21 protein-coding genes and 2 pseudogenes are annotated in these 21086 nt (G+C 60.1%); 14 read left to right on the top strand and 9 right to left on the bottom strand.

Annotated features, from left to right (window positions below; all coding sequences use genetic code 11):
* Nucleotides 1-280 precede the first annotated feature (280 nt).
* The 4 genes from GWE18_RS40605 to GWE18_RS40590 all read left to right on the top strand — a co-directional run bounded on the left by GWE18_RS40605 (nt 281) and on the right by GWE18_RS40590 (nt 3404).
* A complete protein-coding gene (locus GWE18_RS40605; RefSeq protein WP_275191114.1) occupies nt 281-2068 on the top strand; it encodes an adenylate/guanylate cyclase domain-containing protein in 1788 nt (595 codons plus the stop codon).
* A gap of 12 nt (nt 2069-2080) precedes the next feature.
* Nucleotides 2081-2287 carry a hypothetical protein gene (locus GWE18_RS40600; RefSeq protein WP_275191113.1) on the top strand — a complete coding sequence of 69 codons (207 nt, stop codon included), beginning with the start codon at nt 2081-2083 and terminating at the stop codon, nt 2285-2287.
* A 92-nt stretch (nt 2288-2379) separates the two neighbouring features.
* On the top strand, nt 2380-2511 hold the full coding sequence (locus GWE18_RS40595) for a hypothetical protein (RefSeq protein WP_275191112.1): 132 nt from the start codon (nt 2380-2382) through the stop codon (nt 2509-2511).
* Between the two features lie 77 nt (nt 2512-2588).
* Nucleotides 2589-3404, top strand: a complete 816-nt coding sequence (locus GWE18_RS40590) for a class I SAM-dependent methyltransferase (protein WP_275191111.1) — start codon at nt 2589-2591, stop codon at nt 3402-3404.
* Between the two features lie 111 nt (nt 3405-3515).
* Here the strand turns inward: GWE18_RS40590 and GWE18_RS40585 are convergent, their stop codons facing one another.
* The 4 genes from GWE18_RS40585 to GWE18_RS40570 form a co-directional block, all read right to left on the bottom strand.
* Nucleotides 3516-3686 carry a hypothetical protein gene (locus tag GWE18_RS40585; protein WP_275191110.1) on the bottom strand — a complete coding sequence of 57 codons (171 nt, stop codon included), beginning with the start codon at nt 3684-3686 and terminating at the stop codon, nt 3516-3518.
* A gap of 467 nt (nt 3687-4153) precedes the next feature.
* Entirely contained in the window at nt 4154-4318 is a 165-nt protein-coding gene (locus GWE18_RS40580) for a hypothetical protein (RefSeq protein ID WP_275191109.1), read from the bottom strand.
* The gene (locus GWE18_RS40575) at nt 4296-5408 is read right to left on the bottom strand and encodes a serine hydrolase (protein ID WP_275191108.1); all 1113 of its coding nucleotides are present in this window, start codon (nt 5406-5408) and stop codon (nt 4296-4298) included. The genes GWE18_RS40580 and GWE18_RS40575 overlap by 23 nt, the downstream gene beginning before the upstream one ends.
* A 171-nt stretch (nt 5409-5579) precedes the next feature.
* Nucleotides 5580-6377 carry a GntR family transcriptional regulator gene (locus tag GWE18_RS40570; protein ID WP_275191107.1) on the bottom strand — a complete coding sequence of 266 codons (798 nt, stop codon included), beginning with the start codon at nt 6375-6377 and terminating at the stop codon, nt 5580-5582.
* 146 nt (nt 6378-6523) lie between these two features.
* Here GWE18_RS40570 and GWE18_RS40565 point away from each other — a divergent pair, with 146 nt between their 5' ends.
* From GWE18_RS40565 to GWE18_RS40555, 3 genes and pseudogenes are all read left to right on the top strand, one after another.
* Complete coding sequence (locus GWE18_RS40565; RefSeq protein ID WP_275191106.1) at nt 6524-6946, top strand: cupin domain-containing protein; 423 nt, start codon at nt 6524-6526, stop codon at nt 6944-6946.
* Between the two features lie 166 nt (nt 6947-7112).
* Complete coding sequence (locus GWE18_RS40560) at nt 7113-7646, top strand: isoprenylcysteine carboxylmethyltransferase family protein (protein WP_275191105.1); 534 nt, start codon at nt 7113-7115, stop codon at nt 7644-7646.
* Between the two features lie 124 nt (nt 7647-7770).
* Nucleotides 7771-7860, top strand: a pseudogene (locus GWE18_RS40555) (IS5/IS1182 family transposase); the annotation flags it as partial.
* Between the two features lie 267 nt (nt 7861-8127).
* Here GWE18_RS40555 and GWE18_RS40550 read toward each other — a convergent pair.
* Both GWE18_RS40550 and GWE18_RS40545 read right to left on the bottom strand, forming a co-directional pair.
* On the bottom strand, nt 8128-8967 hold the full coding sequence (locus GWE18_RS40550) for a methyltransferase domain-containing protein (RefSeq protein ID WP_275191104.1): 840 nt from the start codon (nt 8965-8967) through the stop codon (nt 8128-8130).
* A 418-nt stretch (nt 8968-9385) separates the two neighbouring features.
* Nucleotides 9386-10297: a LysR family transcriptional regulator gene (locus GWE18_RS40545; RefSeq protein WP_212423776.1), complete on the bottom strand. Its 912-nt coding sequence runs from the start codon at nt 10295-10297 to the stop codon at nt 9386-9388.
* Between the two features lie 99 nt (nt 10298-10396).
* Here GWE18_RS40545 and GWE18_RS40540 point away from each other — a divergent pair, with 99 nt between their 5' ends.
* The 4 genes from GWE18_RS40540 to GWE18_RS40525 are packed head-to-tail and all read left to right on the top strand — an operon-like array spanning nt 10397 to nt 15458.
* A complete protein-coding gene (locus tag GWE18_RS40540) occupies nt 10397-12016 on the top strand; it encodes an FAD-dependent monooxygenase (protein ID WP_275191103.1) in 1620 nt (539 codons plus the stop codon).
* A gap of 11 nt (nt 12017-12027) precedes the next feature.
* The gene (locus tag GWE18_RS40535; RefSeq protein ID WP_275191102.1) at nt 12028-12804 is read left to right on the top strand and encodes an alpha/beta hydrolase; all 777 of its coding nucleotides are present in this window, start codon (nt 12028-12030) and stop codon (nt 12802-12804) included.
* A 31-nt stretch (nt 12805-12835) separates the two neighbouring features.
* Complete coding sequence (locus tag GWE18_RS40530; RefSeq protein ID WP_275191101.1) at nt 12836-14248, top strand: MFS transporter; 1413 nt, start codon at nt 12836-12838, stop codon at nt 14246-14248.
* Nucleotides 14249-14270: 22 nt separating this feature from the next.
* Nucleotides 14271-15458 carry a Xaa-Pro peptidase family protein gene (locus tag GWE18_RS40525; protein WP_275191100.1) on the top strand — a complete coding sequence of 396 codons (1188 nt, stop codon included), beginning with the start codon at nt 14271-14273 and terminating at the stop codon, nt 15456-15458.
* Nucleotides 15459-15591: 133 nt separating this feature from the next.
* Here GWE18_RS40525 and GWE18_RS40520 read toward each other — a convergent pair.
* Nucleotides 15592-15874 (bottom strand): annotated as a pseudogene (locus GWE18_RS40520) (transposase); the annotation flags it as partial.
* A gap of 443 nt (nt 15875-16317) precedes the next feature.
* Between GWE18_RS40520 and GWE18_RS40515 the strand changes: the two are divergent.
* The gene (locus GWE18_RS40515; RefSeq protein ID WP_275191099.1) at nt 16318-16626 is read left to right on the top strand and encodes a hypothetical protein; all 309 of its coding nucleotides are present in this window, start codon (nt 16318-16320) and stop codon (nt 16624-16626) included.
* A 5-nt stretch (nt 16627-16631) separates the two neighbouring features.
* On the opposite strand, the gene GWE18_RS40510 is transcribed toward GWE18_RS40515, so the two are convergent.
* Nucleotides 16632-17066 carry a DUF2721 domain-containing protein gene (locus GWE18_RS40510; RefSeq protein WP_275191098.1) on the bottom strand — a complete coding sequence of 145 codons (435 nt, stop codon included), beginning with the start codon at nt 17064-17066 and terminating at the stop codon, nt 16632-16634.
* A 280-nt stretch (nt 17067-17346) separates the two neighbouring features.
* On the opposite strand from GWE18_RS40510, the gene GWE18_RS40505 reads away from it, so the two are divergent.
* The gene (locus GWE18_RS40505; protein ID WP_275191097.1) at nt 17347-17838 is read left to right on the top strand and encodes a DUF992 domain-containing protein; all 492 of its coding nucleotides are present in this window, start codon (nt 17347-17349) and stop codon (nt 17836-17838) included.
* 95 nt (nt 17839-17933) lie between these two features.
* Nucleotides 17934-19163, top strand: coding sequence for a TAXI family TRAP transporter solute-binding subunit (locus GWE18_RS40500; protein WP_275191096.1), 1230 nt, complete (start codon nt 17934-17936; stop codon nt 19161-19163).
* A gap of 52 nt (nt 19164-19215) precedes the next feature.
* On the opposite strand, the gene GWE18_RS40495 is transcribed toward GWE18_RS40500, so the two are convergent.
* Nucleotides 19216-20286 carry a transporter gene (locus GWE18_RS40495; RefSeq protein WP_275191095.1) on the bottom strand — a complete coding sequence of 357 codons (1071 nt, stop codon included), beginning with the start codon at nt 20284-20286 and terminating at the stop codon, nt 19216-19218.
* Nucleotides 20287-21086: the final 800 nt, after the last annotated feature.

Genomic DNA, 21086 nt, shown 5'->3' with positions numbered 1-21086 from the left:
GGCTTCAAGCACGACTGACGCTTTGCACGGAAGGTGACCAGCCGCGCCATCGACATTGCTCGGCCTTGCCGACGCAGCGGTCGACAGGCCTCTCTTGTCTCAAAGTGCGCGAGTCCGATTTTGCAGATTCCGAGAATGTCTGTTTAGTAGGGTAGACCGGAAGTTGTCAGTGCGCGGTCGAAATGACGCGAATGACCCATTTCGGACCTTGGGCGTAGCCGGACATCGACCCACAATCGTGCTATATAACCATTCGATTTCCCCAGTACGGGGGACCATCTTGAGCAGCGAGCACGTAGAGCGACGACTAGCAGCTATTCTGGCGGCGGATGTCGCGGGCTCTTGCCGCTTAATAGGGATCGACGAAGAAGGCACGCTGGCGCGACTGAAAGCGCTTAGAAGGACGCTTTTCGATCCCAAAATCGCGCAGCATCACGGTCGTGTCGTCAAGAATACCGGGGACGGCGCTATCGCTGAGTTCGCCAGCGTGGTCGACGCCGTCCGATGTGCCGACGAAATTCAACGCGGCATGGCCGAACAAAACATCGATGTGCCGCAGGACAAGCGGATCGAACTCCGCATCGGCATTCATGTCGGTGATATCATTATCGAAGAGAACGATATCTTTGGTGACGGGGTCAATATTGCGGTGCGCCTCGAAGGGATCGCAGAGCCGGGCGGTATCAGCATCTCGGACGACGCTCGTCGGCAAATTCGTGGCAAGGTAGATGTAACGTTTGAGGATTTGGGTTCGCAATCCTTGAAGAATATCGCCGAACCGATGCGGGTCTGGCGCGTTCCAAACGGTCGCGCCGTGCCAGCTGTACCGACCCGCCTGCGTGTTGATGACGCCGCCCTTACGCTCCCCGATAAGCCCTCTATTGCTGTTCTGCCCTTTATCAACATGAGCGGCGACCCAGAGCAGGAATATTTTGCCGACGGGATAGTGGAGGACATCATCACGGCGCTGTCTCATTTCAAGGCGCTGTTCGTCATCGCCCGCAACTCGAGCTTCACATACAAGGGGCGCGCCGTGGACGTGAAGCAGATCGGGCGCGAGCTTGGGGTGCGCTACGTGCTGGAAGGGAGCGTTCGCAAGGCGGCAAACCGGGTGCGTATCACGGGACAGCTCGTCGATACCGCCACCGGGGCACATCTTTGGGCAGACCGGTTTGATGGTGGGCTCAGCGACGTCTTCGATCTGCAGGACCAGGTGACCGAGAGCGTTGTCGGGGCGATCGCGCCGGCAGTGGAGAAGGCCGAGATCGAGCGTGCAAAGCGCAGGCCGACCGAGAGCCTCGATGCCTATTCCCTCTATTTACGTGGTTTGGCAAAGCTTTATCAGGTTACTAGTCGGCAAGCGAACGAAGAGGCATTACGCCTGTTCAACAGCGCGATCGAGCTCGACCCTGATTTTGCCTCGGCCTACGGTCGTGCCGCCCATTGCTACGCCATTGCCAAGACCAACGGCTGGATTTCAGGCACAGCGAACGAGATTGCCGAAGTGACGAGGCTGGCTCAGCGGGCGGTTGAGTTGGGCAAGGATGACGCAATCGCGCTCGCCGCCAGCGGGTGGGCGTTAACGTATGTTGTTCGCGATCTCGGGGTAGGCGCCGGCTTGATCGATCGCGCGCTTGTGCTCAATTCTAATTTGGCCGAGGCATGGGCTTTCGGCGGCTGGGTAAAAAACTGGCTCGGCGAGCCGGAAGCGGGGATCGAGCGCTTCGCGCGTGCCATGCGCCTGAGCCCACTTGATCCGTCGCTGTTAAGAATGCGAAGCGGGACCGCGCATGCACATTTCTTCCTGGGCCGCTATGACGAGGCGGCACCGTGGGCGGCAATGGCATTGCAGGACAGTCCGGACTATCAACCTGGATTACGGATCGCTGCCGCAAGTAATGCAATGGCCGGACGGCCGGAGCAAGCACACAAGGCAATGGCTCGGCTGCGGCAACTCAATCCCGCGCTACGTATTTCCAATCTCAAAGACCTGCTCCCCCCTATGCGGCGTGCCGAAGACCTCTCGCGATACGAAGAAGCATTGCGGCGAGCCGGGCTGCCCGAATGACGATCGCAGCCAGTGTTCGCCCGTGGCGACGAGGTGATCGAAAGAGGGACTTCCGAGTTGACCCAACTCGGACATTGCAGCCACTCCAACAGCCATGTTCTGGTGGCCTCGCCTCCCCCAAGCCTACGACGGCGCGATCTCCACCAGGAAATCCATGGCGGCGCGCACGCGCGCGGTTCGCGCAAGATCGCAGTGAGTGACGAGCAGCAGGTCGACTGATCTGACACGCTCCGGCGGAAGGAGTTGGATCAGGTCCGGATCGCGATTGCTAGGAGAACGCAGATATGGCATGCTTGCTAGGAGAGACTGCTGTGATCGAGCGCCTCCATGCCGCCGGCATGGTGGCGAAGACGACAAGTGCAGCAGAGTTCAAGATGCGCGTTGCCGGCGATGTGGCCAAATGGGCTTCGGTCATCGCCGATGCGAATATGGAACGCATCTGAAGCGTCGATGGCATGGAGATCAAGTTTGGTGGCAGACCAAATGCCATCGTGCTTGCGATGCTCGGTCCGAGGCGGCGATGACGAATCATGAGCTGCAATCCTCCGAATTTTATCGGGTGCGTTACTCCGGTGCGCTTCGGCAATTGCAAGACGCGGTCTTCTCCGAGGTATACGACGATTACTTCGGTCAAAGCAGCTGGATCACCACGGCCGACTATGACCGCTTCTTTTCCATGCTCGAGGTCGCGCGAGCCTCTAGCGTTTTGGATGTCGCTTCCGGCTGGGGAGCGCCGGCGCTGCGGCTTGCGCGCCGGACGGGGTGTTCGGTCGTCGGTATCGAGATCAACCAAGAAGCCGTGGCGAGCGCGACCGCGCTTGCCGAACAGCTCGATCTTGCCGCCCGGGTCCGCTTCGAGCTGCGCGACGCAGGTCAGCCTCTGAGCTTCCCGGACGGCGCCTTCGACGCGATCTGCTGCATCGACGCGCTCGGGCACTTCCTCGACCGGGACCGATTGTTTGCGGAATGGTCACGCCTGCTTAAGCCCGGGGGGCGACTGCTCTTCACCGAACCGATCGTTACGGGTCTGATATCGAAGGAGGAGATCGCGCAGCGCTCGCCGTCATTTACCTTTGTGATCTCAGTGCCGGGCCTGAGCGAGCGCCTCCTCGGCGAAAAATACCTCAAGCTCACGCATCGCGAAGACCTTACCCACACGCTGGCGGACGTCGCCAAGCGCCATTGCGCGGCCCGTGTGCATCACAGCGCCGAACTGCGAGCCCTCGAAGGCGACAATCTGTTCGACACGTTCACGACGTATAGAGCCGTGGCAGAACGCCTCGCGCGCGAGGGACGCCTCGCTCATGTTCTGTTCGTTGCGCAAAAGCCAGCTTAGCCGCGAAGCTCAGACGCTGTTTGATATGAACTGAAGATTCGCGTCATTTCGCGTGCGAGGAACAATCAGGTCGCTTCCAGGTAAAGAGCCGTAATGACGCAGACGCGCCGCCTAGACCCAGCTGGCTATACAAAATAGAAGCAAAGCGAAAAGTAGAACGGTCGCCATGGCGATGAGTTGACCTAGTCTAAAACCGGCAGGGTCGTTTATTTCGATCAGAAATGAACCTTGACAAAGATCCATATCGTAGAGCGGCTCTGGAGTTCTTGTTTCTTTGGTCATCGAAGGCTCCAGTGATTAGTAGCCCGCAAATCAAGTCATCGTTCATTCCAAAGAAAACGCAAAAAAGTCTTCGAACGACTTCCCGTATGATTAGTTGGCGAAAAATGCTGGAGGGCGCCCGTCCGCCTGATTGATAGTTTATCCGTCCGCAACGACGATCGTAGGACGAAGCTTTGACTGGGTCTACCTTGGATCGGGATCAAAAATGGATCGGGATCAAAAATGCCAATTTTAGGCACGAGAATGAATGCGAGCCAATATCCAGGCTGCTGGGGCGATCTGCAATCCTTGCCGCCGAGATGATTGAATAACAGCGACGTTTGCTGCAGTGCATGAGTCCGCAAGTGGCACCTTTGAGACATGCCGACCACCCTTGGCGATGTCCGTTTCCAGGGGGAAGACCGGAAGTACTCGGCCGACGACCAAAATGACGCGATTGACCCGGAACGGACGTGCTACCTGCGGATCTAACGATGCCCGTATTGCGCCACGATCGCATACCACAGGGCCATAGCTTCCGGCGATTTCGGATCGCCAACTGGCAACTTACGCACCGCCGTTTGCACCATGATCAGCTTCGACTCGGGGTCGACGAAGAGACCCTGCCCACTAATACCCAACAGAAGGAACATCCGCCGCTCTCCCGGCAGTAACCAGACCTGATAGCCGTACCCCCAAGGACTGGGCAATTGTATTGCGTAGGTGACTATCCTGTGGCACCGCCGTCGCATCGAGAAGCCATTGCCGCGGAACAATCTGCTGGCCGTTCCAGGCGCCGTCATTTGCCAACATCAATCCGAGGCGCGCCCAGTCGCGTAGTGTGGCGATGAAGCAGCAGTAAGCCACTTCCTGCCCTGTTGGATCGATGGCCCAGGCGGCGTCGGACTCGGCACCGAGCTTTTGCCAGATCCGCGTCGCAAGATAGTCGGCAAGCGGCATGCGGACCGCACGGCTGACGACGAGGCCGAGCACCTCTGTCTCCGAACTGGCATAGGCGAAGCGTGTATTCGGTGGCGCATCGCGCGTGTTGATTTGGCGAAGCGCGGCAATCGCACCGACCGGATTATTCCCCGCCAGCGCCTTATGAAAATTGATAATGTCATCGTCTGGCTGATAGGTTTGTTCGCGAAACGCGACACCTGACGACATGCGGAGCAGCGCGCGCAACGGCGTGGCACCGTATTCCGTCCCCGCCAACTCCGGCACATAAGTTGCCGCGGTATCGTCGATCGAGCGGATTGCTCCTTCCGAGGTCGCAATGCCGACCAGCAACGCCGTGATCGTCTTGGCCATGGAGTTCGAGAGCAAACGATCCCGATCGCTGCGGGCATAGCGATAGTGCTCGAACAGGATCGTATCACCGCGCGCGATTAGCAGGCCGGTCACAGGGTGCGTCTCGAGATAGTCGCCGATCACCTTCTGCCGCCCGTCGTAATGATAGACTGGTACGATTTCCTCTGCCGTGCACTTCAAAACCGATGGCGTCGCTGGTTTTGGAACGGTGCGCATCGGGTGCACCTTGTCGAAATGACTGTACGTTCCAATCATGAAGTCCTGCCGGACACCCGGTGGGTATTCAAAGGGGGGCACCGGATATCCTTTCGAAGCACCATATGCCTCCGCATCGGGACCGGTGTCGGAGAACACTGGACCCGACTCCGCGAAAACGACGCGTTCAAAAACGAGTATGGAAAGGAACGCGAGCAGCAAAAGGCGGATCATGGTGCCCCCTAGCAAAATCGACGGGCTTTGGTCAGAAGCATCTCGGCTCTCTCCGATCATACCACCAACTGCATACCCCCTGTTAGGCCTGTCACCGGGCGGCCAAACGTCGAGATTACGTCCTTTGGCTTTGATGGATGGAAGCAGCGAGACGTGCCCGACGACGAACGACTATCGCCCGGAAGCGCCCAATCGGCCCTGGCTTTCGAGCCACCACACGGCCAGTTCTCCCGAGCGCAGAATATGGTGTGTCATCGCCTTGCGCGCCTCGATCGCATCATGTCGGCTGATCGCGCTCAGGATCGCCTCATGCTGAGCCACATTTTCGCGCATGCGCCGTCCGTCCATCGTCAGGGCCGAGAGCATGATGTTTCTGGTGAAACCAAGATGCAAATCCTGGATCACCTGTTTCAGCCGTCTGTTTCCGCTGGCCTCGATGACGACACCATGGAATTCATCGTTCGATTCGACCCAGTTCGGAACGTCTTTAAGATGAGTTTTCGCATTTGACTTCCGGGCCGCGATCAGCGTGTCCACGATTTTGGCAAATCGTTTCTGAGCGCGGCGCATGCGCTCAATCTGTTCGTCCGTAATCCATTCGACCGCCAACGATATGGCGAGCCCTTCGAGTTCGGCCCGGACCTGATAGGCATCTCGGATGTCCGGCGCATTCGGTGCGAGCACGATTGCGCCTTGGTTCGGCCGGTGTTGAATCACGCCCTTCACCTCAAGCTGCCGCAACGCTTCGCGGATGGGGGTGCGGCTGACCGAAAATTCCTCGGCGAGCGCTTCCTGACGCAAACGGCTTCCCGGCGGATACTCTCCCGCGACAATCTTTGCGGAAATACGGTCGGCAAGACTGGCGACGAGCTGTTCTGCTGATGTGGCTATAGACCCCGACAAGGTTGCGACTGACGGCAAACCTGTATCGTCTGGCTCTGGGGTGCTCAATTTTCTGAGTTTCCGCATGTTCTTGGGTCCTTGGTATCGCAATATTGAATCCAAAACCATATTGATTGTATCCAATGTTGCTGCTATAGGATACTGCAACGGGTCGTGGCAGCACAAGGGCAGCGACGTCCGTGCCGGGGGCCTTTTTTAAAAGGAGAAGTCCCATGCTCAAGCAGTCTTTGCTCGTCAGTTCGGTGATAGTCGCGTTACTCGGCGGCTTTGCCCATGCACAGCAAGCGCCAGTACAGCCGTCGCCAGTACAGCCATCGCCGGTCAAACGGACGCCGCTCGGGAAGGTAGATGTGCCGGGTTCAAACTATGAAGTTGTATTCGGCATCACCGAATTAGCTGGCGGCTTCAAGTCGGGACGACATTCTCATCCCGGTCCGTTGCTCGCCTACGTGACAGAAGGCGAATTCTGGTATCTCGTCGATGGCCAGCCGGAGAAGATTTACAAGGTCGGCGAGTCGTTCCAACTGCCTCATAGCGCGATCCACAACGAGGGCTCGGCGGGCAGCAATCCGGTCAAGGTGATGGTTGTCTTTATTGTCGAGAAGGGCAAGCCCTTGGTGCAGCCGGCACAGTAGGAGCGTGGGCCGTGGTAGCGGGTCCCCCGTCTGCCTGTGCGACCGTGTCATAGATAGCGAGCGGAAGCACGTCTCGTTCGAGGGCGAGTGTGGGCAAAGGGATCCGCATGTCAGCTGTTGGCCCCTCACCCGGATGACGACGGGAAACCATGAAGGGGAGGTTGGAATGAGCTCGCAGCGAGTGTCGGGAACCGCCGTGCAACGAACCATTGCCGTCCTGGGCTCGGCGGTTTTCTTCGTGGTCGCCCCATGTACGCTGGCGGGGCTCGTTCCATGGTCAATCACGGGTTGGCAACTCCGGCCGCCGTTCCTTGGTCTGGAGCTGACGCGCGGCATCGGCGCGATAATGATTCTCGCAGGCGTGCCTGGGCTCGTTGACGCATTTGCGCGTTTCGCGCTGCAGGGTCTCGGCACCCCCGCGCCCATCGCGCCGACCCGGAATCTCGTCGTGACCGGTCTCTACCGTTATGTGCGTAATCCAATATACGTCGCGGTCGTTGCCATCATCCTGGGTCAAGCGGTGCTGATGAGCGATTGGCGCCTCATCGTCTACGGCGCGCTGCTCTGGCTCGCCTTCCACGTCTTCGTCGTGGCGTACGAAGAACCCACGCTCGAGCGGACGTTTGGGAGAGAGTACGAGGCGTTCCGCGCCGCCGTCCCGCGCTGGATACCGCGGATGACCCCATGGCGGTCGAAATGATCGGTGGCCCGCGGTTGTGCGGGCCGCTGCTCGCGACCGGTCTCGGACGCTTCACCGGCGCCGCGAGCAAGCACGCTAACGGCCCTCGGAAAAGAACATCTCCCCATTGGCGAAGCGGTTGGGTTTCAGGCGCATCGCAACGCGCTACGACAAACTCGCTCGGAACTACTTCTCAGCCCTGTGCCTCGTTGCCGCCGTGGCATTCTGGCTTTAATCAATTGAGCCTGGACCCTAGAGACATGACGGCCTGCTCTGAGGATGTCCGTTTCCGGAGGAAGACCGGAAGTGAGCGGCGAGCGGTCAATGTGACGTGATTGACCCAACTGAGACATTGCCGACCAGAGGCGGCGCCGCAGGGTTGATTTTAGGTTTGGTCGGCAAGCTTTCGCCGCAAGGGTTGTGAATACGACGGCCTCGCCCCGGCGTCGCCGCAGGCGTCGCTAGTCTGGATGTCCGCTGGGCGCCGAGTGCGAATACTGCCCTATTGCCGCACGCCGATCGCGATCATGCGATCTCTGACTTCGCGGAGAGGTCCGGACGCTGCCATCGACTCAAGCTCGCGCTTGATAAGGTCTCGCGCCGCAGCCCTGGATTCCGCTGGAAGATGGCTCAGGAAATTTCCAAACGAACTGGCTTCGGAATGGCGGATCGAATCTTCGGCCGAGGCCATCTCGCGCACGGACTGGCGAACCTGCACCCGTGCAACCGCAAAGCCGGCCGCTGGCAGCATGTCATGCATGTCCTGCTCGGTGACTGGATACCTCTTGGCGCTTGGCGGCATCGCATAGTCCGCGAAGGGAGCCTGCGCCAGCACGCGCGCAACTGCCTCGCGCAGGGGCCACTCGCGGTGACCAAGCCCCATGCTGATACCGAGGCGCCCGCCGGATTGCAAAAGCCGCGCGAACTCGCGCAGCGGTCCTGTTTTCTCAGGCAGCCAGTGAAACACGGCATTCAGGCAGAGGACGTCGAAGCTGCCGTCTGCAAAGCAGCCAAGCTCGTAGGCATCACCCACCCGAAACTCCAATCCCGGGCGCGCTCGCGCAGCCGCGATATCGATGCGCAACGGCAGCGGGTCGATCCCCAGCACATAACCGGAAGCGCCTGTCCGGTCGGCGATGTATTGCGCCAGAAGACCTGTGCCGCAGCCGACATCCAGCACCCGCTCACCCGCCTTGATCGTAAGCTCGTCGACGAGGAACTGGCCGGCTACGAACTGCCACGTCGCGCTGATTTGATCGTAATCGCGCGCCAGCGCCGCGTCGTCGAGTGAGAGCGAGGGACCGGGAGCAGGCCCAGGGTCATCGGCTTCAGGGGCGTTCATCGCTCGTGCCTTTTGTCGTCGCGAATGTCCTTCCAAATTGCTGCGGGTGCCTCTGCCACGCAAGTCAAGAAACGGTGCTCACGTCATGATGCGGAAGACAGGGATTGCCCTACACGCTGGTTTTGAGAGGCAACAAGGTGATCGATAGTCGTCATGCTTGCTGCGGCGCACGAGTCCGGAAGTGGCACATTTGAGACATGCCGCGATTGCCGAGTTGAGTCTGCTTTCGGGGGTAAGGCGGAAGTTGGATTTCGAGGCTGCCAAGGGCAGCTTTTGGCGCAAAGCAGTCGTTGACCTGCTCACCGGGATTTCGCCGACGCACGAGGCTAAAATTTCCATCAAGACCTTACGAGCGTCTGGAGCGAGAGGATGGGAAATGTTCAGTAAGCCACCAATTTATGCGTAGGGCTTGAAGTCATCAGCGAGAAGTTTTGCGCGGCTTGGCAACCAGAATTTTTCCTTCATCAACTAGGTCTTGGCAAACCTGCATCAATCCCGTGAAAACTTCACGCGTGGCGCGGCTCACCGGACGACCGCGTGGCAGCGCCAATACGCGATCGGCGCGCATCCACGGCAAGAGTGCGGCCGACAATTTGCCTGCCTCGATCTCTTCGTGAATGCCGGAGAAGGGCAGCAGGCCATAACCGAGGCCGGAGGCCACGATTCGCTTCATCGGAACGGCGCTGTCAACCCGCAGCGAGAACGGCACCGTTGGTGGGAACGGATTGCGGCTGAGCGGCACGATGGCGGCCGGCAGGCCTTCGAATTCCTTGCGGGTCAGCTTGCCGCGTTTGAGCAGGGGATCACGCGGCGGACCAATCAGGAATACCTGCTCGACCACTAGCGTTTCGTAATCGAGGTGATCATTGGGCTGCGGCGTGGTGACGACGGCGAGATCGAGTTCGCCACGCAGCAGGCGGTCGCACATTCCCTCCGTCAGGCCTTCGCTCAATTCGAGCCGCACCCGTGGGAAACGCTTCACGATTAGATGGGCGAGTGGCGCATAGAAGATATCGGCGAGACTGGAGGGCGCGCCCAACCGCACCGTGCCGCTGGGCTCGCGGTTTTCCGTTCGTACTTCGGCCTTGATGTCATCAATGGTGCCGAACAGCCAGCGGCCGCGTGCCAACAGCACCTTGCCGGACTCGGTCACGGTTACGCCGCGCGCGCCGCGTTCAAGCAGCGCACCGCCAAGCTCGCGCTCGAGTTCCTTGACGTGCCGGCTGAGTGCCGACTGCGCGATATTGAGCGTGCTGGCCGCAGCCGCGAATCCGCCGCGTTCGGCGACCGCGACGAAATAACGAAGCTGCCGCAGGTCCAATTTCAGCATCCTTCTCAAATTAAGATAGCAACCATATCAAACATATTCTTGTGAGATAACAGAATTAGGGCAGTCTCTGCCCAAAATAAATACAGGGAGAGAACGGGCATGGGCATCGCCGCGGACGAAGCACGCCAGACGACCGTTTTCATCGCCGGCGGTGGCCCGGTCGGGCTCGCAATGTCGCTGCTGCTCGACAGGTTCGGCATCGATTGCGTCGTGGTCGAGAAGAGTACGACGACAACAGATCATCCAAAGTCGCGCGGCTGCTGGGTCCGAACCATGGAGATCTTCAGGCAGTGGGGGATCGAAACGGCGATCCGCGACCGCGGCCTGCAAGAGAACTCAGACATGTTCGTGTTCCTCGACAGCATCGCGGGACATGAGTTCGGCCGCACACGGCCCGAACCGAATGTCGGGCATACGCCGGCGTGGAAGAGTCTGGTCGCTCAGGATGCCGTCGAGGAAGAAATCCTGCGCGTCGTCGAGCGGTCGAAACATGCCACCGTGCTGTTTAGCACCGAATGTGAATCATTCGAGGAAACCAACAGCGGCGTCCGTGTCAGGACGCGCTCCGAGGCGACCGGCGAAATCACCGAATGGAGCGCGACCTACCTGATTGCCGCAGATGGTGCCGGCAGCCGAACCCGCCGCAACGCCGGCATCGAGATGGTCGGGCCGGCCACGCTGGCGGTGATGTCGAACGAGTATTGGCGCGCCGATCTGTCGAGCCTGCCGATTGCGCGCGAGGCGGCGGGCTTCATCGTCATCCCGGACAAGCCCGGCCTGCCGCGCGCGGGCATCCTCAACACCAACGGCCGTGATCGGTGGCTGACGGTGACGCAGATCGGTCTCACCAAGGACGATCGCGAGCGGCCTTGGACCGATCAGGAGTTCATCGAAATCGCGCGTGGGCATGTCGGAATCCCTGACCTCGATGTGACGCTGCTCAACCGCTCGGTCTGGCGCGTCAGCATGCAGGTCGCCGAAACGTTCCGGAAGGGCCGGGTATTTCTGGTTGGCGACTGCGCCCATCGCTTTCCACCGACCGGCGGCTTCGGCCTGAACTCCGGGGTGCAGGACGCGCATAACCTCGCCTGGAAGCTGGCGTTCGTTCTCAAGGGTTGGGCGGACGACCGCCTGCTCGACAGCTATTCCAGCGAGCGTCGGCCTGTCGCCCAGTCCAATGCCAATTTTAGCTTCGGCAATCGCCTGCGGTTCGGCCTCACCGACGATGCGGTGAGATCCCGGAACCCGGACCGGATCCGGTTCTGGATCAACGATATGGACAATCATCTTCACAGCATCGGCCAGAATCTCGGACACAATTACGAGGAAGGCGCGGTGATCCCGGACGGCACCGTCGCCAAGGCACTGAACTCGCGCTACTACACGCCTTCCGATCGCCCCGGCGCGCGCTTTCCGCATATGTGGCTGGACTCCGCGCGGAAGCATTCGACGCTGGACTGGTTCGACAAGGAATTCGCCGTCGTCACGGGCCCGCTCGGCAACGAGTGGCTCGAAGCGGGGCGCCAGGTTTCCGAAAAGACCGGCATGGCGTTGCAGCTCAGGCAGTTGCCCGCGGCTGATCCGGCAGACGGATATCAGTTGGGCATGCGCGGCGCCGTGCTGGTGCGTCCTGATGGGCATGTGGCGTGGCGGATGCCGTGGATACCATCGGATCCGGCAAAGGAACTCGCCGGCGCGCTCTCGACGCTGCTGCATTAGGGGAGGCTTCGATGCACACGTTCGAAGCCAATGGCGTCACTACGGCCTATCAAAAAACCGGCCGCGGAGCCCCGCTCGTGTTGTTGCACGGCGGCGAAGCCGATCATGCGATGTTCGACGACCTGGTACGCGCGCTGAGCGACCATTTTACCGTCATCGCTTATGACCAGCGCGATTCCGGCGCCACGCGCAATATCACCGCGACTTATTCGCTGGCTGACCTCGCCGATGATGCGGACGCCCTGATCGGCGGGCTCGGCCATGACCGCGCCCATGTGATGGGGACCTCGCTGGGTGGCCTGATCGCGCAGGTGCTGGCGGCGCGGCATCCGGATCGCATCGACAGGTTGATCCTCAGCAGCACGTGGAAAGTCAACAAGAGCCCGCTGGAGGTGAATGCGGATGTTTTCCGCAGGCTGGCGTCCTACCGCGCGGATACCGCGGCCAACGCGCCGAAGATTGCGGAGTTCTTCTTTCCGCCGGATTGCCTGCGCGACCGGCCCGAACTGATCGAGATATTTCGCGGCAACAGCCGTGACGACGGCCAGAAGGCGCGGCGTGGCGGCGTCCTGGCGCAGCCGGTCGCGGCCGACCTTTCAGGCTTCGATCGCCCGACGCTTCTGCTCGCCGGCAGCGAGGATCGCCTGATTCCGAACGCGGAAACATTTGCCATTGCGCGCGATCTCAAGCGCGCCAAGACGCGCGTGATCGAGCAGGTCGGACATGTGTCGTCGATCCAAGCGCCTGAACGCGTGGCGGAGGCGGTGATTGCATTTCTGAATTCGTAAGAGGCGGGTCGACAACACGGGGAGAAGAGAAATGGCCGACCAGACGAGCGTAGTGCCATTCGACGAAGCGCCGGTAACAACGCGATATTGGCTATCGATCATCCTTTTCGCCGTGACCGGCGTGGTCGACTTCTTCGATTTCTTCGTGGTCGGGTTTCTGGTGTCGGTGCTGGCGCCGAAATGGCACCTGACCTTCGGGCAGACCTCGATCATGCTGATGAGCGCCGGCATCGGCGCCATGCTTGGCGCGCTGGCGTCGGGCTTCCTCGCCGATCGTTTTGGCCGCAAGCCGCTCGCCGTCGCCGGTGTCCTGATCTGCGGCCTCAGTTCCGGAGCGATTGCGCTGATACCGGAGGACGGCTGGATCTTCTTTGCGATACTGCGCTTCTTCGTCGGCTTTGGCCTTGCGGCGGGCGCGGCGGCAGCCGTGCCGGCGATCGTCGAATTCGCGCCGACCCGCCACAGGACGCTGGTTACCAGCCTCGTGGTAGTTCCCGTCGCCTTTGGCGTGTTGTCGGCATCGATCACGGCGAGCTATCTGCTGCCGCTGGTTGGTTGGCGCGGGCTCGCCGCGGTCGGCTTCCTGCCGATCATCCTCGCGATCCTGACCGCTTTTGTCATGCCGGAGTCGCCGCGCTGGCTGATCAGCAAGGGCCGGGTACGGGAAGCGCAGACCAGCATCCGCAAGCTCTACCAGGTCGGCGATCAACCGTTTGCCCTGCCGGCGCTACCAGCCGCAAGCCGCGCTCGGTTTGCCGATTTGTTTGCCGAACAACGGCGTTTCTGGCTGACGGTGCTGATCTGGTTCGGCGCCAGCACCGCCAATTATGGCGTCTTCCTGTGGGGACCTACGATCGTCGCCCTGTTGCTCGGGGTCGCGCCCCAGGATGCAGCGAAGATGTTCATCTATGTCAGTCTTGCCGGCGTGCTCGGCCGGACCGGGTTTGCCTTTCTGGCCCATCGGGTCGGCCGCAAGCCGTGCGGTCAGCTGATGGGATATGGCATCGCCATTTCACTGGGATTGGCCGCATTCTTCCATAATGATTTCGTCGGCTCGGTGCCACTGTTCCTGGTTTTCCTGATCGTCGGTGCGTTGTTCTTCGACGGCGGGTTCTCCAATCTCGCCCCCTATCCGGCGGAGATATTCCCGGTTCAGCTCAGCGGGCGCGCGGTTGGATTGGCACAATTCGCCAATGGCGTCGGCAAGATCGTGGGGCCGCTGTGTCTCGCCGTAATCGCGGGTGCCGACAATTTCGTGCATCCGCAGGCGACTGCATCTGCTGTGACGCCGGCGTTCATCTTTCTGGCTGGTGCAGGCCTTCTGGTCGGACTTGCCTTTACCTTCCTTGGCGTCGAGCCGCATGGGCGCCCGGTCTCGTTGTTCGGCGGCACAAGGAGCGGGAGTGCAGCGTCGAAGCCGGTGACGGCAAAAACCGCGGCGTAACCCTCGAGAGGAATTGAATATCATGAACCATACGCACAGCGAAGCCGCAGCGAAGCCGCCGTTCGATACGGTGAAGCTCGACCGGCTGATGGGGGAGGCGGACCTCGATGTCCTCGTCGCCACCTCGCGGCATAACGTCCAGTACCTGTTGGGTGGCTACCGCTTTTTCTTTTTCGACGCGATGGATGCGATCGGCGTCAGCCGCTATTTGCCTGTCGTCGTTTATCAAAGGGGCCGGCCCGAAAACACGCTTTATGTCGGTAATCGCATGGAGGGTTTCGAGCGCGAGCTGGGAACCATTCCGGCGCCGATCGTCAAGACGTCGTGCTGGGGAACGCTCGACGCGACCGAAACTGCTGTCCAACATATCAAACAGCTCGGCGACGGCGTGAGGAGGGTGGGTATTGAACCAAGTTTTCTGCCCGCTGACGCCAGGCAACTTCTCGGTGCTCAACTCGGCAATGTAGAGTTGCTCGATGGGCAGTTCGTGCTGGAACGGTTGCGCGCGATCAAGACGGCAGCGGAGATCGAGCTTGTCCGTCAGGCTTCCGCGCGCGTCGTCAGCGCCATGCAGGCCACGTTCAAGGCTTGCGAACCCGGAATGAGCAAGCACGGTGTCGTCGACCGGCTGAGGAAGGAAGAGCAGGCGCGCGATCTGACGTTCGAATACTGCCTGATAACAGCGGGGACAAGCCGCAACCGCGCGCCGTCGAACCAGCGGTTGGAGCGGGACGACGCGATGTCGCTCGACTCCGGTGGCAATTTTCACGGCTACATCGGTGACCTCTGCCGCATGGGCATCCTCGGGCAGCCCGACGCCCAGCTGAAGGAATTGTTGCAGGAGGTCGAGGAAATCCAGCAGATAGCGCGCAAGGTCGTCCGGCCGGGTACGGCGGGCGGCGAAATCGTCACCGCCGGCGAAGCGGCGGTGAAATCCTCTCCGCATCGCGACATCCTGGATTTCACCGCGCATGGCATCGGCCTGATCAGTCACGAAGCGCCTCGTCTGTCCGATCACGGCCCGGTGCCGTACGCGGCTTATGATGCCGATCGTCCATTGCAGCCTGGAATGGTCATCTCGATCGAGACGGCGCTGCCGCATCCGACCCGCGGCTACATTAAGCTCGAGGATACGCTGATCGTGACTAACACCGGCTGGGAAGCGGCAGGCGACGGCGCACGCGGCTGGAACGTTGCCGGCCAGAATTGAAAGATAGACAATGCCCAGAGGGCGCGGCGGTAGGTCGGTCCTGCCTGCCTCGCCCTTGCGGGGAATGGCGGCTTCTGGCGCGAAGCGGTCGTTGAGGTGTGATGTGAGATCTCGCCAGTTCCTGTTGATTGAACTAGCTAGGGCGTGTACCATCAACGCGCAGCCACAGCCGTTTTGATGCGAGATGGATGAAGGCCCCGATAGTTGGCCGCCAACTTGCCGTAACAAGTGGCGACTCGACGACGCTGCTTGATCTCATTGAAGAATGTTTCGATCAGTTTGCGCGCTCGATAGAGATACAGATCGGTTCGTTACGAGATGTTAGCCCAAGCGCCCTTTTCAGCGACAAGCCGTCTGATCCAATCGGCATCATAAGCCCGGCCTGCCAGCAGCATTGATCCTGACTTCAGGCGAGAGGAATTTGCCGGCGAGCCGATTGTCATGCGATGTGATTGTGTAGCCCTGTGCCCTGTGCGGTTCGCACCGCGTCCCCCGCGCCGCTTCTCGGCCCGTTTCGCCGACCGATAACGCTCCGTCATCGCCCATGCCAACCTCGCGCCGCGCGCCCATGCTCGCCCGCTTCGCATGAACTTGGGCAACCGATACGTCCGGAGCTGCAATCCGGACCAGGTTTTGCAGTAGGCAATCGCGAACACGAGGTAGAATTTGAACAGCCCGCTCTGGCGACCTTGACATCAATGCCGAACAGGATGTTACCCGTGCATGCGGCTATGTCTTGAGTATCCCAGGAGTCGTTTTCCTGTAGGCGGATTTTGCATAGACGGCGCCGTGCCTAAATAGACATGATTTGCGAAAGCGGTTTCGTTGTGACCGTTGAGCCAAAAATGCGAATGAGGGGATGCCCATCTCAATTTCAATGATTGTTCTGAGTTCGCAGTTGGTCATGCCGGTGGCTGGCGGTGTGCCGAAGTTCGATATCGCGCGGAGTTGCAAGCTCGATGTCGCTGCTACCGCCAGCCTCTCCGTTGATCAGTCGCTAAGGAGCTGTATCAATGACGAACAGAAGGCAAAGCGGCAGCTGGCCGGCCGGTGGTCGAAATTTCCTGCGCCAAGCCGGGCAAGCTGTGTCTCGCAAGAGAGCATTGGCGGCACGCCAAGTTACGTCAGTTTGCAGACCTGCCTCCAAATGGGGCAGTGGCTGCGGTAGCAAGCTCAGCCGTAGTGATCATATTCGCTCAGCGCGATCCGGACCTCACGGGCAAAATCGACCAGCGAGATGGTGAACGCGCCGAGCGAAATCATGAAGAAGATGGCGACTCCGCGTTCGTGCTGTATCTGAAAGAACGCCGTTACAAAAGCGACGATCACAAGAAGCGTCACCGAGATACTTGCGGTCACTGCCCAGAAGATCGCCCGGTTCATCATCGCCGCGCGCTGCATGAGACGCGGCAGATCAGCCTTCAGCCGGCATCGGACGGTATCGTCATCCGGGATTCCGTTCAGGATCACCGTCCGATCAACGATCCGGTTCAGGCGGGAGATCAGGATAGCGATGAAGGCGCCCAGTGCGCCCAGCAGGAAGGCGGGGGCCGCTGACTGCGAGATCACTTGAGATAGCTGAGTTACGGACGGCGTGTCTGTCAACATTGAGCGGGCTTCCGTTCACGATCAGGCCGCGTCGTCTAGGCCGCCCGACTTGTTCGCAGCCACGTAACGCACGATCCGATCGATCGCCTATGCAAAATCTACGTCGTCTGCATTGAGCCGTCGATTCGTTGGGACAGATAATCAGCGTTGCTTGCCGATCACGGTCCGATTTTGCATAGGCAGATGACTACGCCGGTTCGTATAGCTACTCCAGCACATCAGCCCGAGTGGGCTCATCTATAACAGCGAGCGGTGCGAGCCTCGCAGGGAGTGATCGATCATGCCCAAGCCCCGTTCTGTTAGGGTTATAGGTCTCGCGGCGTTCATTCTTCTCGGTCCCGCGTTCGCCTCGGCGCAACAGCCCCCTCCGGGCGTCCAGGCTGGGATGCTGACTTGCAACCTGGCCCCCAGCATCGGCCTGATTGTCGCCGAAAGCCAGCGGATGAGTTGCAAGTATGCACCCAACGGGCCGTATCCCCCTCAGAACTATAACGGTGTGATGAATACAGTCGGGCTCGAACTCGGGATCACCGCGGGCGGGGTAATGGCGTGGGGCGTGTTTGCTCCCACTCAGGGGGCGCCGATCGGGGCGCTGGCGGGCGAGTATGTCGGCGCCAGCGGCGACGTTGCAGTCGGAGTAGGGGTCGGAGCTAACGTCCTGTTTGGCGGCTCAAATCGGACGATTGCCCTGCAACCATTATCGGTCGAGGGGCAGGCGGGTTTGAACGTGTCGCTGGGCGTGTCGGGCCTCACGCTGGCTTTGGCGCCCTGAACCCGATGGCCAGCCCAGCGATCAGCCTGTGGCCGCGATGGCTGAGGCTAACGATAGTGGGGGCCGCTGCCGCGGCTATCATAAGCGGCGGGTGGTTGTCTTATCGCTACTTCGCCAAGCCTGTCGTTTTGACAGTGGCGGTCGGCTCGATTGACGGAGAGGCCTTGTCGTTGATTTCCGCAGTCGCGGCGCGCCTGACGACTTCGAACGCCCACGTCCGATTGAAGGTAGTGGATACCAATACATCGGCCAAGGCATCGGAACTGCTGGCTACGCACAAGGCCGACCTCGCCGTCGTTCGCGGCGATACCGGTGGCCTGGAGGATGCCAGGAGCGTGCTTCTCCTGACCCACGGCGTGGTTCTGCTCATGGCGCCTTCGACGGCGAGCGGCGATAGTCTCGGCGACCTTCGCAATACAACGATCGGCGTCATCGGAGGTGCGATCAACAGGCCCACGGTAGACGCGCTGAAGCAAGTTTACCCGCTTGATCGCGCAAAGGTCATTTTCCAGGATGTCTCAATTGCCGACGGCGCGACCGCGCTTTCATCCGGACGGGTTCACGCCCTTCTTGCTGTCGCTCCTCTTACCGAGAAGTACCTGACCAAGGTCAGACAGTTCTTTCAGCGGGAGCACCCAAAAGGATCGGCTCCGAAACTGATCGCAATCGAATCGGCCGGCGCCGTGGCGAACGTCGCGCAGTATTACGAGAGTTACGACATTCCAAAGGGGACCTTGCGGGGCGCGCCACCCGTTCCATCCGATGACCTTACCTCGCTTCGCGTTTCATATTTCCTTGTTGCCAACAAGTCGGTGAATAACGGCACTATCACCGACCTGACGCAGTCGCTGGTCGACGTCCGAAGAGACCTGCTGTCCCAATATCCGATACTGGCGCAAGCTGCCGCACCGAGCACCGACGCCGACGCGCTGATCCCTATCCATCCCGGAGCTGCTACGTACTACAACGGAAACCAGCAGAGCTTTCTCGATAAGTATGACGACAAGCTGTACTATGGGTCATTGCTGCTGGGATCGTTGATCTCGATCATTGTTGCAGCTTGGCGCTTCGCAGGTTCTGGAAATACCCCGCAAAGCATGCTCGAACCGCTCTATGAGTTCGGCAACGAGATCAAGGGTGCCAAGAGCGAAGCCCAATTGGAAGAAATAGAAAAGCGTATCGACGATATCCTGAAGTCTGAACTCGCCAGGAACGCGAATGGCGAGGGGGCCGACAGCCCCGCTATGGCCGCGCTAAGTCTGACAGCCCACAGGCTTCAATACTTGATGAGCCATCGCCGGACCATGCTGCGCAAATTAAATTAAGTGCACAGGGATACGACAACTCCGCAGCTTCTGCGGAACTGCCCGTGTTGTCTCACTTGTTCACGATCCGCCGCGTCGGCGTCACGGTGCTGGTCGGCGCCATCGGCGAGATCGAGAACGTCACCCAAGTATTCCATCCCGATGGCCGGTTCTCGGCAGCGAATTCGCCATATCCTTTCAGGTTGAGATATCCCTGCATGTCTCCAACCGGAAACAGAAACCCGATTTGCGGGCCAATGCCCGCAACGCGGGACCGGAATCCGCCGAGGATGGGGTGTTGACCGAAATCGTCGGTGATCTGCTGATAAGCGTACCCGACAAACCCGACGAAAACCTGCTTCGAGAGGAATTGGGAAACGCCCCAGTCAAGGTGGAAATCAATGCCGTTCTGATACTGCGTGTCCTGGTTCTTGAAGTTGTAGGTAAAGCCCGCGACAGCCGAAAACTCTTGTCCTGCCGCTGGATTGAAAAAGGTGTAGCCGCCACCGCCGTCGATTGCGCCGTGACCGATGCCGAGATTGGAGAGACGATTGGGATCGTAGGCGCCAACCGGGATGTCTCCGGTCACGTAGGTCATAAAATTATGCACGCCAGCATTCCACTTTAGTGTGGCCTGCGGATACAGGTCTCCAACCGATGTAAGCGAATCTGAGATGCTTCCCGTCCGGGTCGTCACAAGGGGACCAACCGCTGTCGTGAGCGTGCCGTCGATGCCGGTGCTGGCTCGACCGAACAGGCCGATAACACCTAGGGCCAGTTGTCCACCCAGCACGGGTGTAGCGAACGTGTATGTCGGGTTAAGCAGCACGAGGTCGGCCTGGGCATTAAGACTTGCATTCAGGCTGACGTTGACGTTCGCGGGGATCCTTCCGATCTGGATCTGCTTTGCGGCCGCCACGCCTCCGGATGCTCCGACCGAGGTATGATAGTAGACTTCGGCCCAAGACCAGCCCGGCACCTGGGGAGTGGCAGCCAGACTGCTGAACCGCCCAGGCAGCCAGTACGACACGCCGCTTTCGTCCGCATAGGCCCCGCCAGACAGCGAGCCAAATAACAACATAGCCAGGCCAGCGGAGTGCGCGATCCGATGGGTGGACGCCTGCTTGGAAATATAGCCCGTCATCTGCATGTCATCCTCAATACCACGATGCGCCAGATTCGCGACTGAACATCCGCGTGCTGGTAATGACTATGCAAAATCGGTCGTCTATCCACCTCGGTCCTTTGCTGTGGCTCCAATGTCACTCTCAGATTGCTGCGGCTTCGGCGCCAAGATGCGCCGCGCGAATTCTCATACATAAAGTTCGACTCGGTCTTCGTGCTCAACGGTCCGGACCAAATGCGCACTTGCACTTGATGCGCGTTGCAAGGTTTGAGAGGGGCTTTCGCCAAACGCTCTTCGGTACTCAACCGAGAAGCGTCCCAATTCCAGGAACCCAAACCCGGTAGCAATCTCTGTTACGGTCGAGAGACCGCTGTCAGTGTCCATCAGCGCGCGTCTTGCCTGTGACAATCGCAGCATTCGAAGATGCCGGCAGGGCGGAAGACCACGGATCCTGTGAAATGCCTTGCGAAGCGCGCGCTCGCTGACCGAAAGAGCGGCGCAAAGAGCTGGGATCTGGAGGGGCTCGTCGATTTCGGCGAGCGCCAGCACCTCAGCCCGTTCAACGAGGTCTCGACAGGGGCTAACGGGCTGGGCACTGAGAGTTTGCGTCCCCATATTGGCTGACAGATCAATTCTCATCGCGGCCCCGCGTATCGCTAGAACACGGCAGAAGGTTCTGCCCGGCGCCAAAACACCACAGCTCGATATCGCCGCATATTGTCCTTGAGGGCAACGTGGCGGCAGCGCGGCCGTTTCAGAATGGCACGCCGCGGGCCTCGTCCTGGCCGATTCCGGAGCAAGCCAACACCTGTCTCTTA

This window comes from Bradyrhizobium sp. CSA112, assembly GCF_029051645.1.
Taxonomy (GTDB): Bacteria; Pseudomonadota; Alphaproteobacteria; order Rhizobiales; family Xanthobacteraceae; genus Bradyrhizobium.
This window is presented reverse-complemented; position numbering and strand designations above follow the sequence as displayed.

Bases quoted from the DNA above. Each gene is read 5' to 3' on its own strand.
- GWE18_RS40590 (WP_275191111.1), top strand. From the start codon at position 2,589: ATGACGAATCATGAGCTGCAATCCTCCGAATTTTATCGGGTGCGTTAC.
- GWE18_RS40585 (WP_275191110.1), bottom strand. From the start codon at position 3,686: ATGACCAAAGAAACAAGAACTCCAGAGCCGCTCTACGATATGGATCTT.
- GWE18_RS40580 (WP_275191109.1), bottom strand. From the start codon at position 4,318: ATGTTCCTTCTGTTGGGTATTAGTGGGCAGGGTCTCTTCGTCGACCCC.
- GWE18_RS40575 (WP_275191108.1), bottom strand. From the start codon at position 5,408: ATGATCCGCCTTTTGCTGCTCGCGTTCCTTTCCATACTCGTTTTTGAA.
- GWE18_RS40570 (WP_275191107.1), bottom strand. From the start codon at position 6,377: ATGCGGAAACTCAGAAAATTGAGCACCCCAGAGCCAGACGATACAGGT.
- GWE18_RS40565 (WP_275191106.1), top strand. From the start codon at position 6,524: ATGCTCAAGCAGTCTTTGCTCGTCAGTTCGGTGATAGTCGCGTTACTC.
- GWE18_RS40560 (WP_275191105.1), top strand. From the start codon at position 7,113: ATGAGCTCGCAGCGAGTGTCGGGAACCGCCGTGCAACGAACCATTGCC.
- GWE18_RS40550 (WP_275191104.1), bottom strand. From the start codon at position 8,967: ATGAACGCCCCTGAAGCCGATGACCCTGGGCCTGCTCCCGGTCCCTCG.
- GWE18_RS40545 (WP_212423776.1), bottom strand. From the start codon at position 10,297: ATGCTGAAATTGGACCTGCGGCAGCTTCGTTATTTCGTCGCGGTCGCC.
- GWE18_RS40540 (WP_275191103.1), top strand. From the start codon at position 10,397: ATGGGCATCGCCGCGGACGAAGCACGCCAGACGACCGTTTTCATCGCC.
- GWE18_RS40535 (WP_275191102.1), top strand. From the start codon at position 12,028: ATGCACACGTTCGAAGCCAATGGCGTCACTACGGCCTATCAAAAAACC.
- GWE18_RS40530 (WP_275191101.1), top strand. From the start codon at position 12,836: ATGGCCGACCAGACGAGCGTAGTGCCATTCGACGAAGCGCCGGTAACA.
- GWE18_RS40525 (WP_275191100.1), top strand. From the start codon at position 14,271: ATGAACCATACGCACAGCGAAGCCGCAGCGAAGCCGCCGTTCGATACG.
- GWE18_RS40515 (WP_275191099.1), top strand. From the start codon at position 16,318: ATGCCCATCTCAATTTCAATGATTGTTCTGAGTTCGCAGTTGGTCATG.
- GWE18_RS40510 (WP_275191098.1), bottom strand. From the start codon at position 17,066: ATGTTGACAGACACGCCGTCCGTAACTCAGCTATCTCAAGTGATCTCG.
- GWE18_RS40505 (WP_275191097.1), top strand. From the start codon at position 17,347: ATGCCCAAGCCCCGTTCTGTTAGGGTTATAGGTCTCGCGGCGTTCATT.
- GWE18_RS40495 (WP_275191095.1), bottom strand. From the start codon at position 20,286: ATGACGGGCTATATTTCCAAGCAGGCGTCCACCCATCGGATCGCGCAC.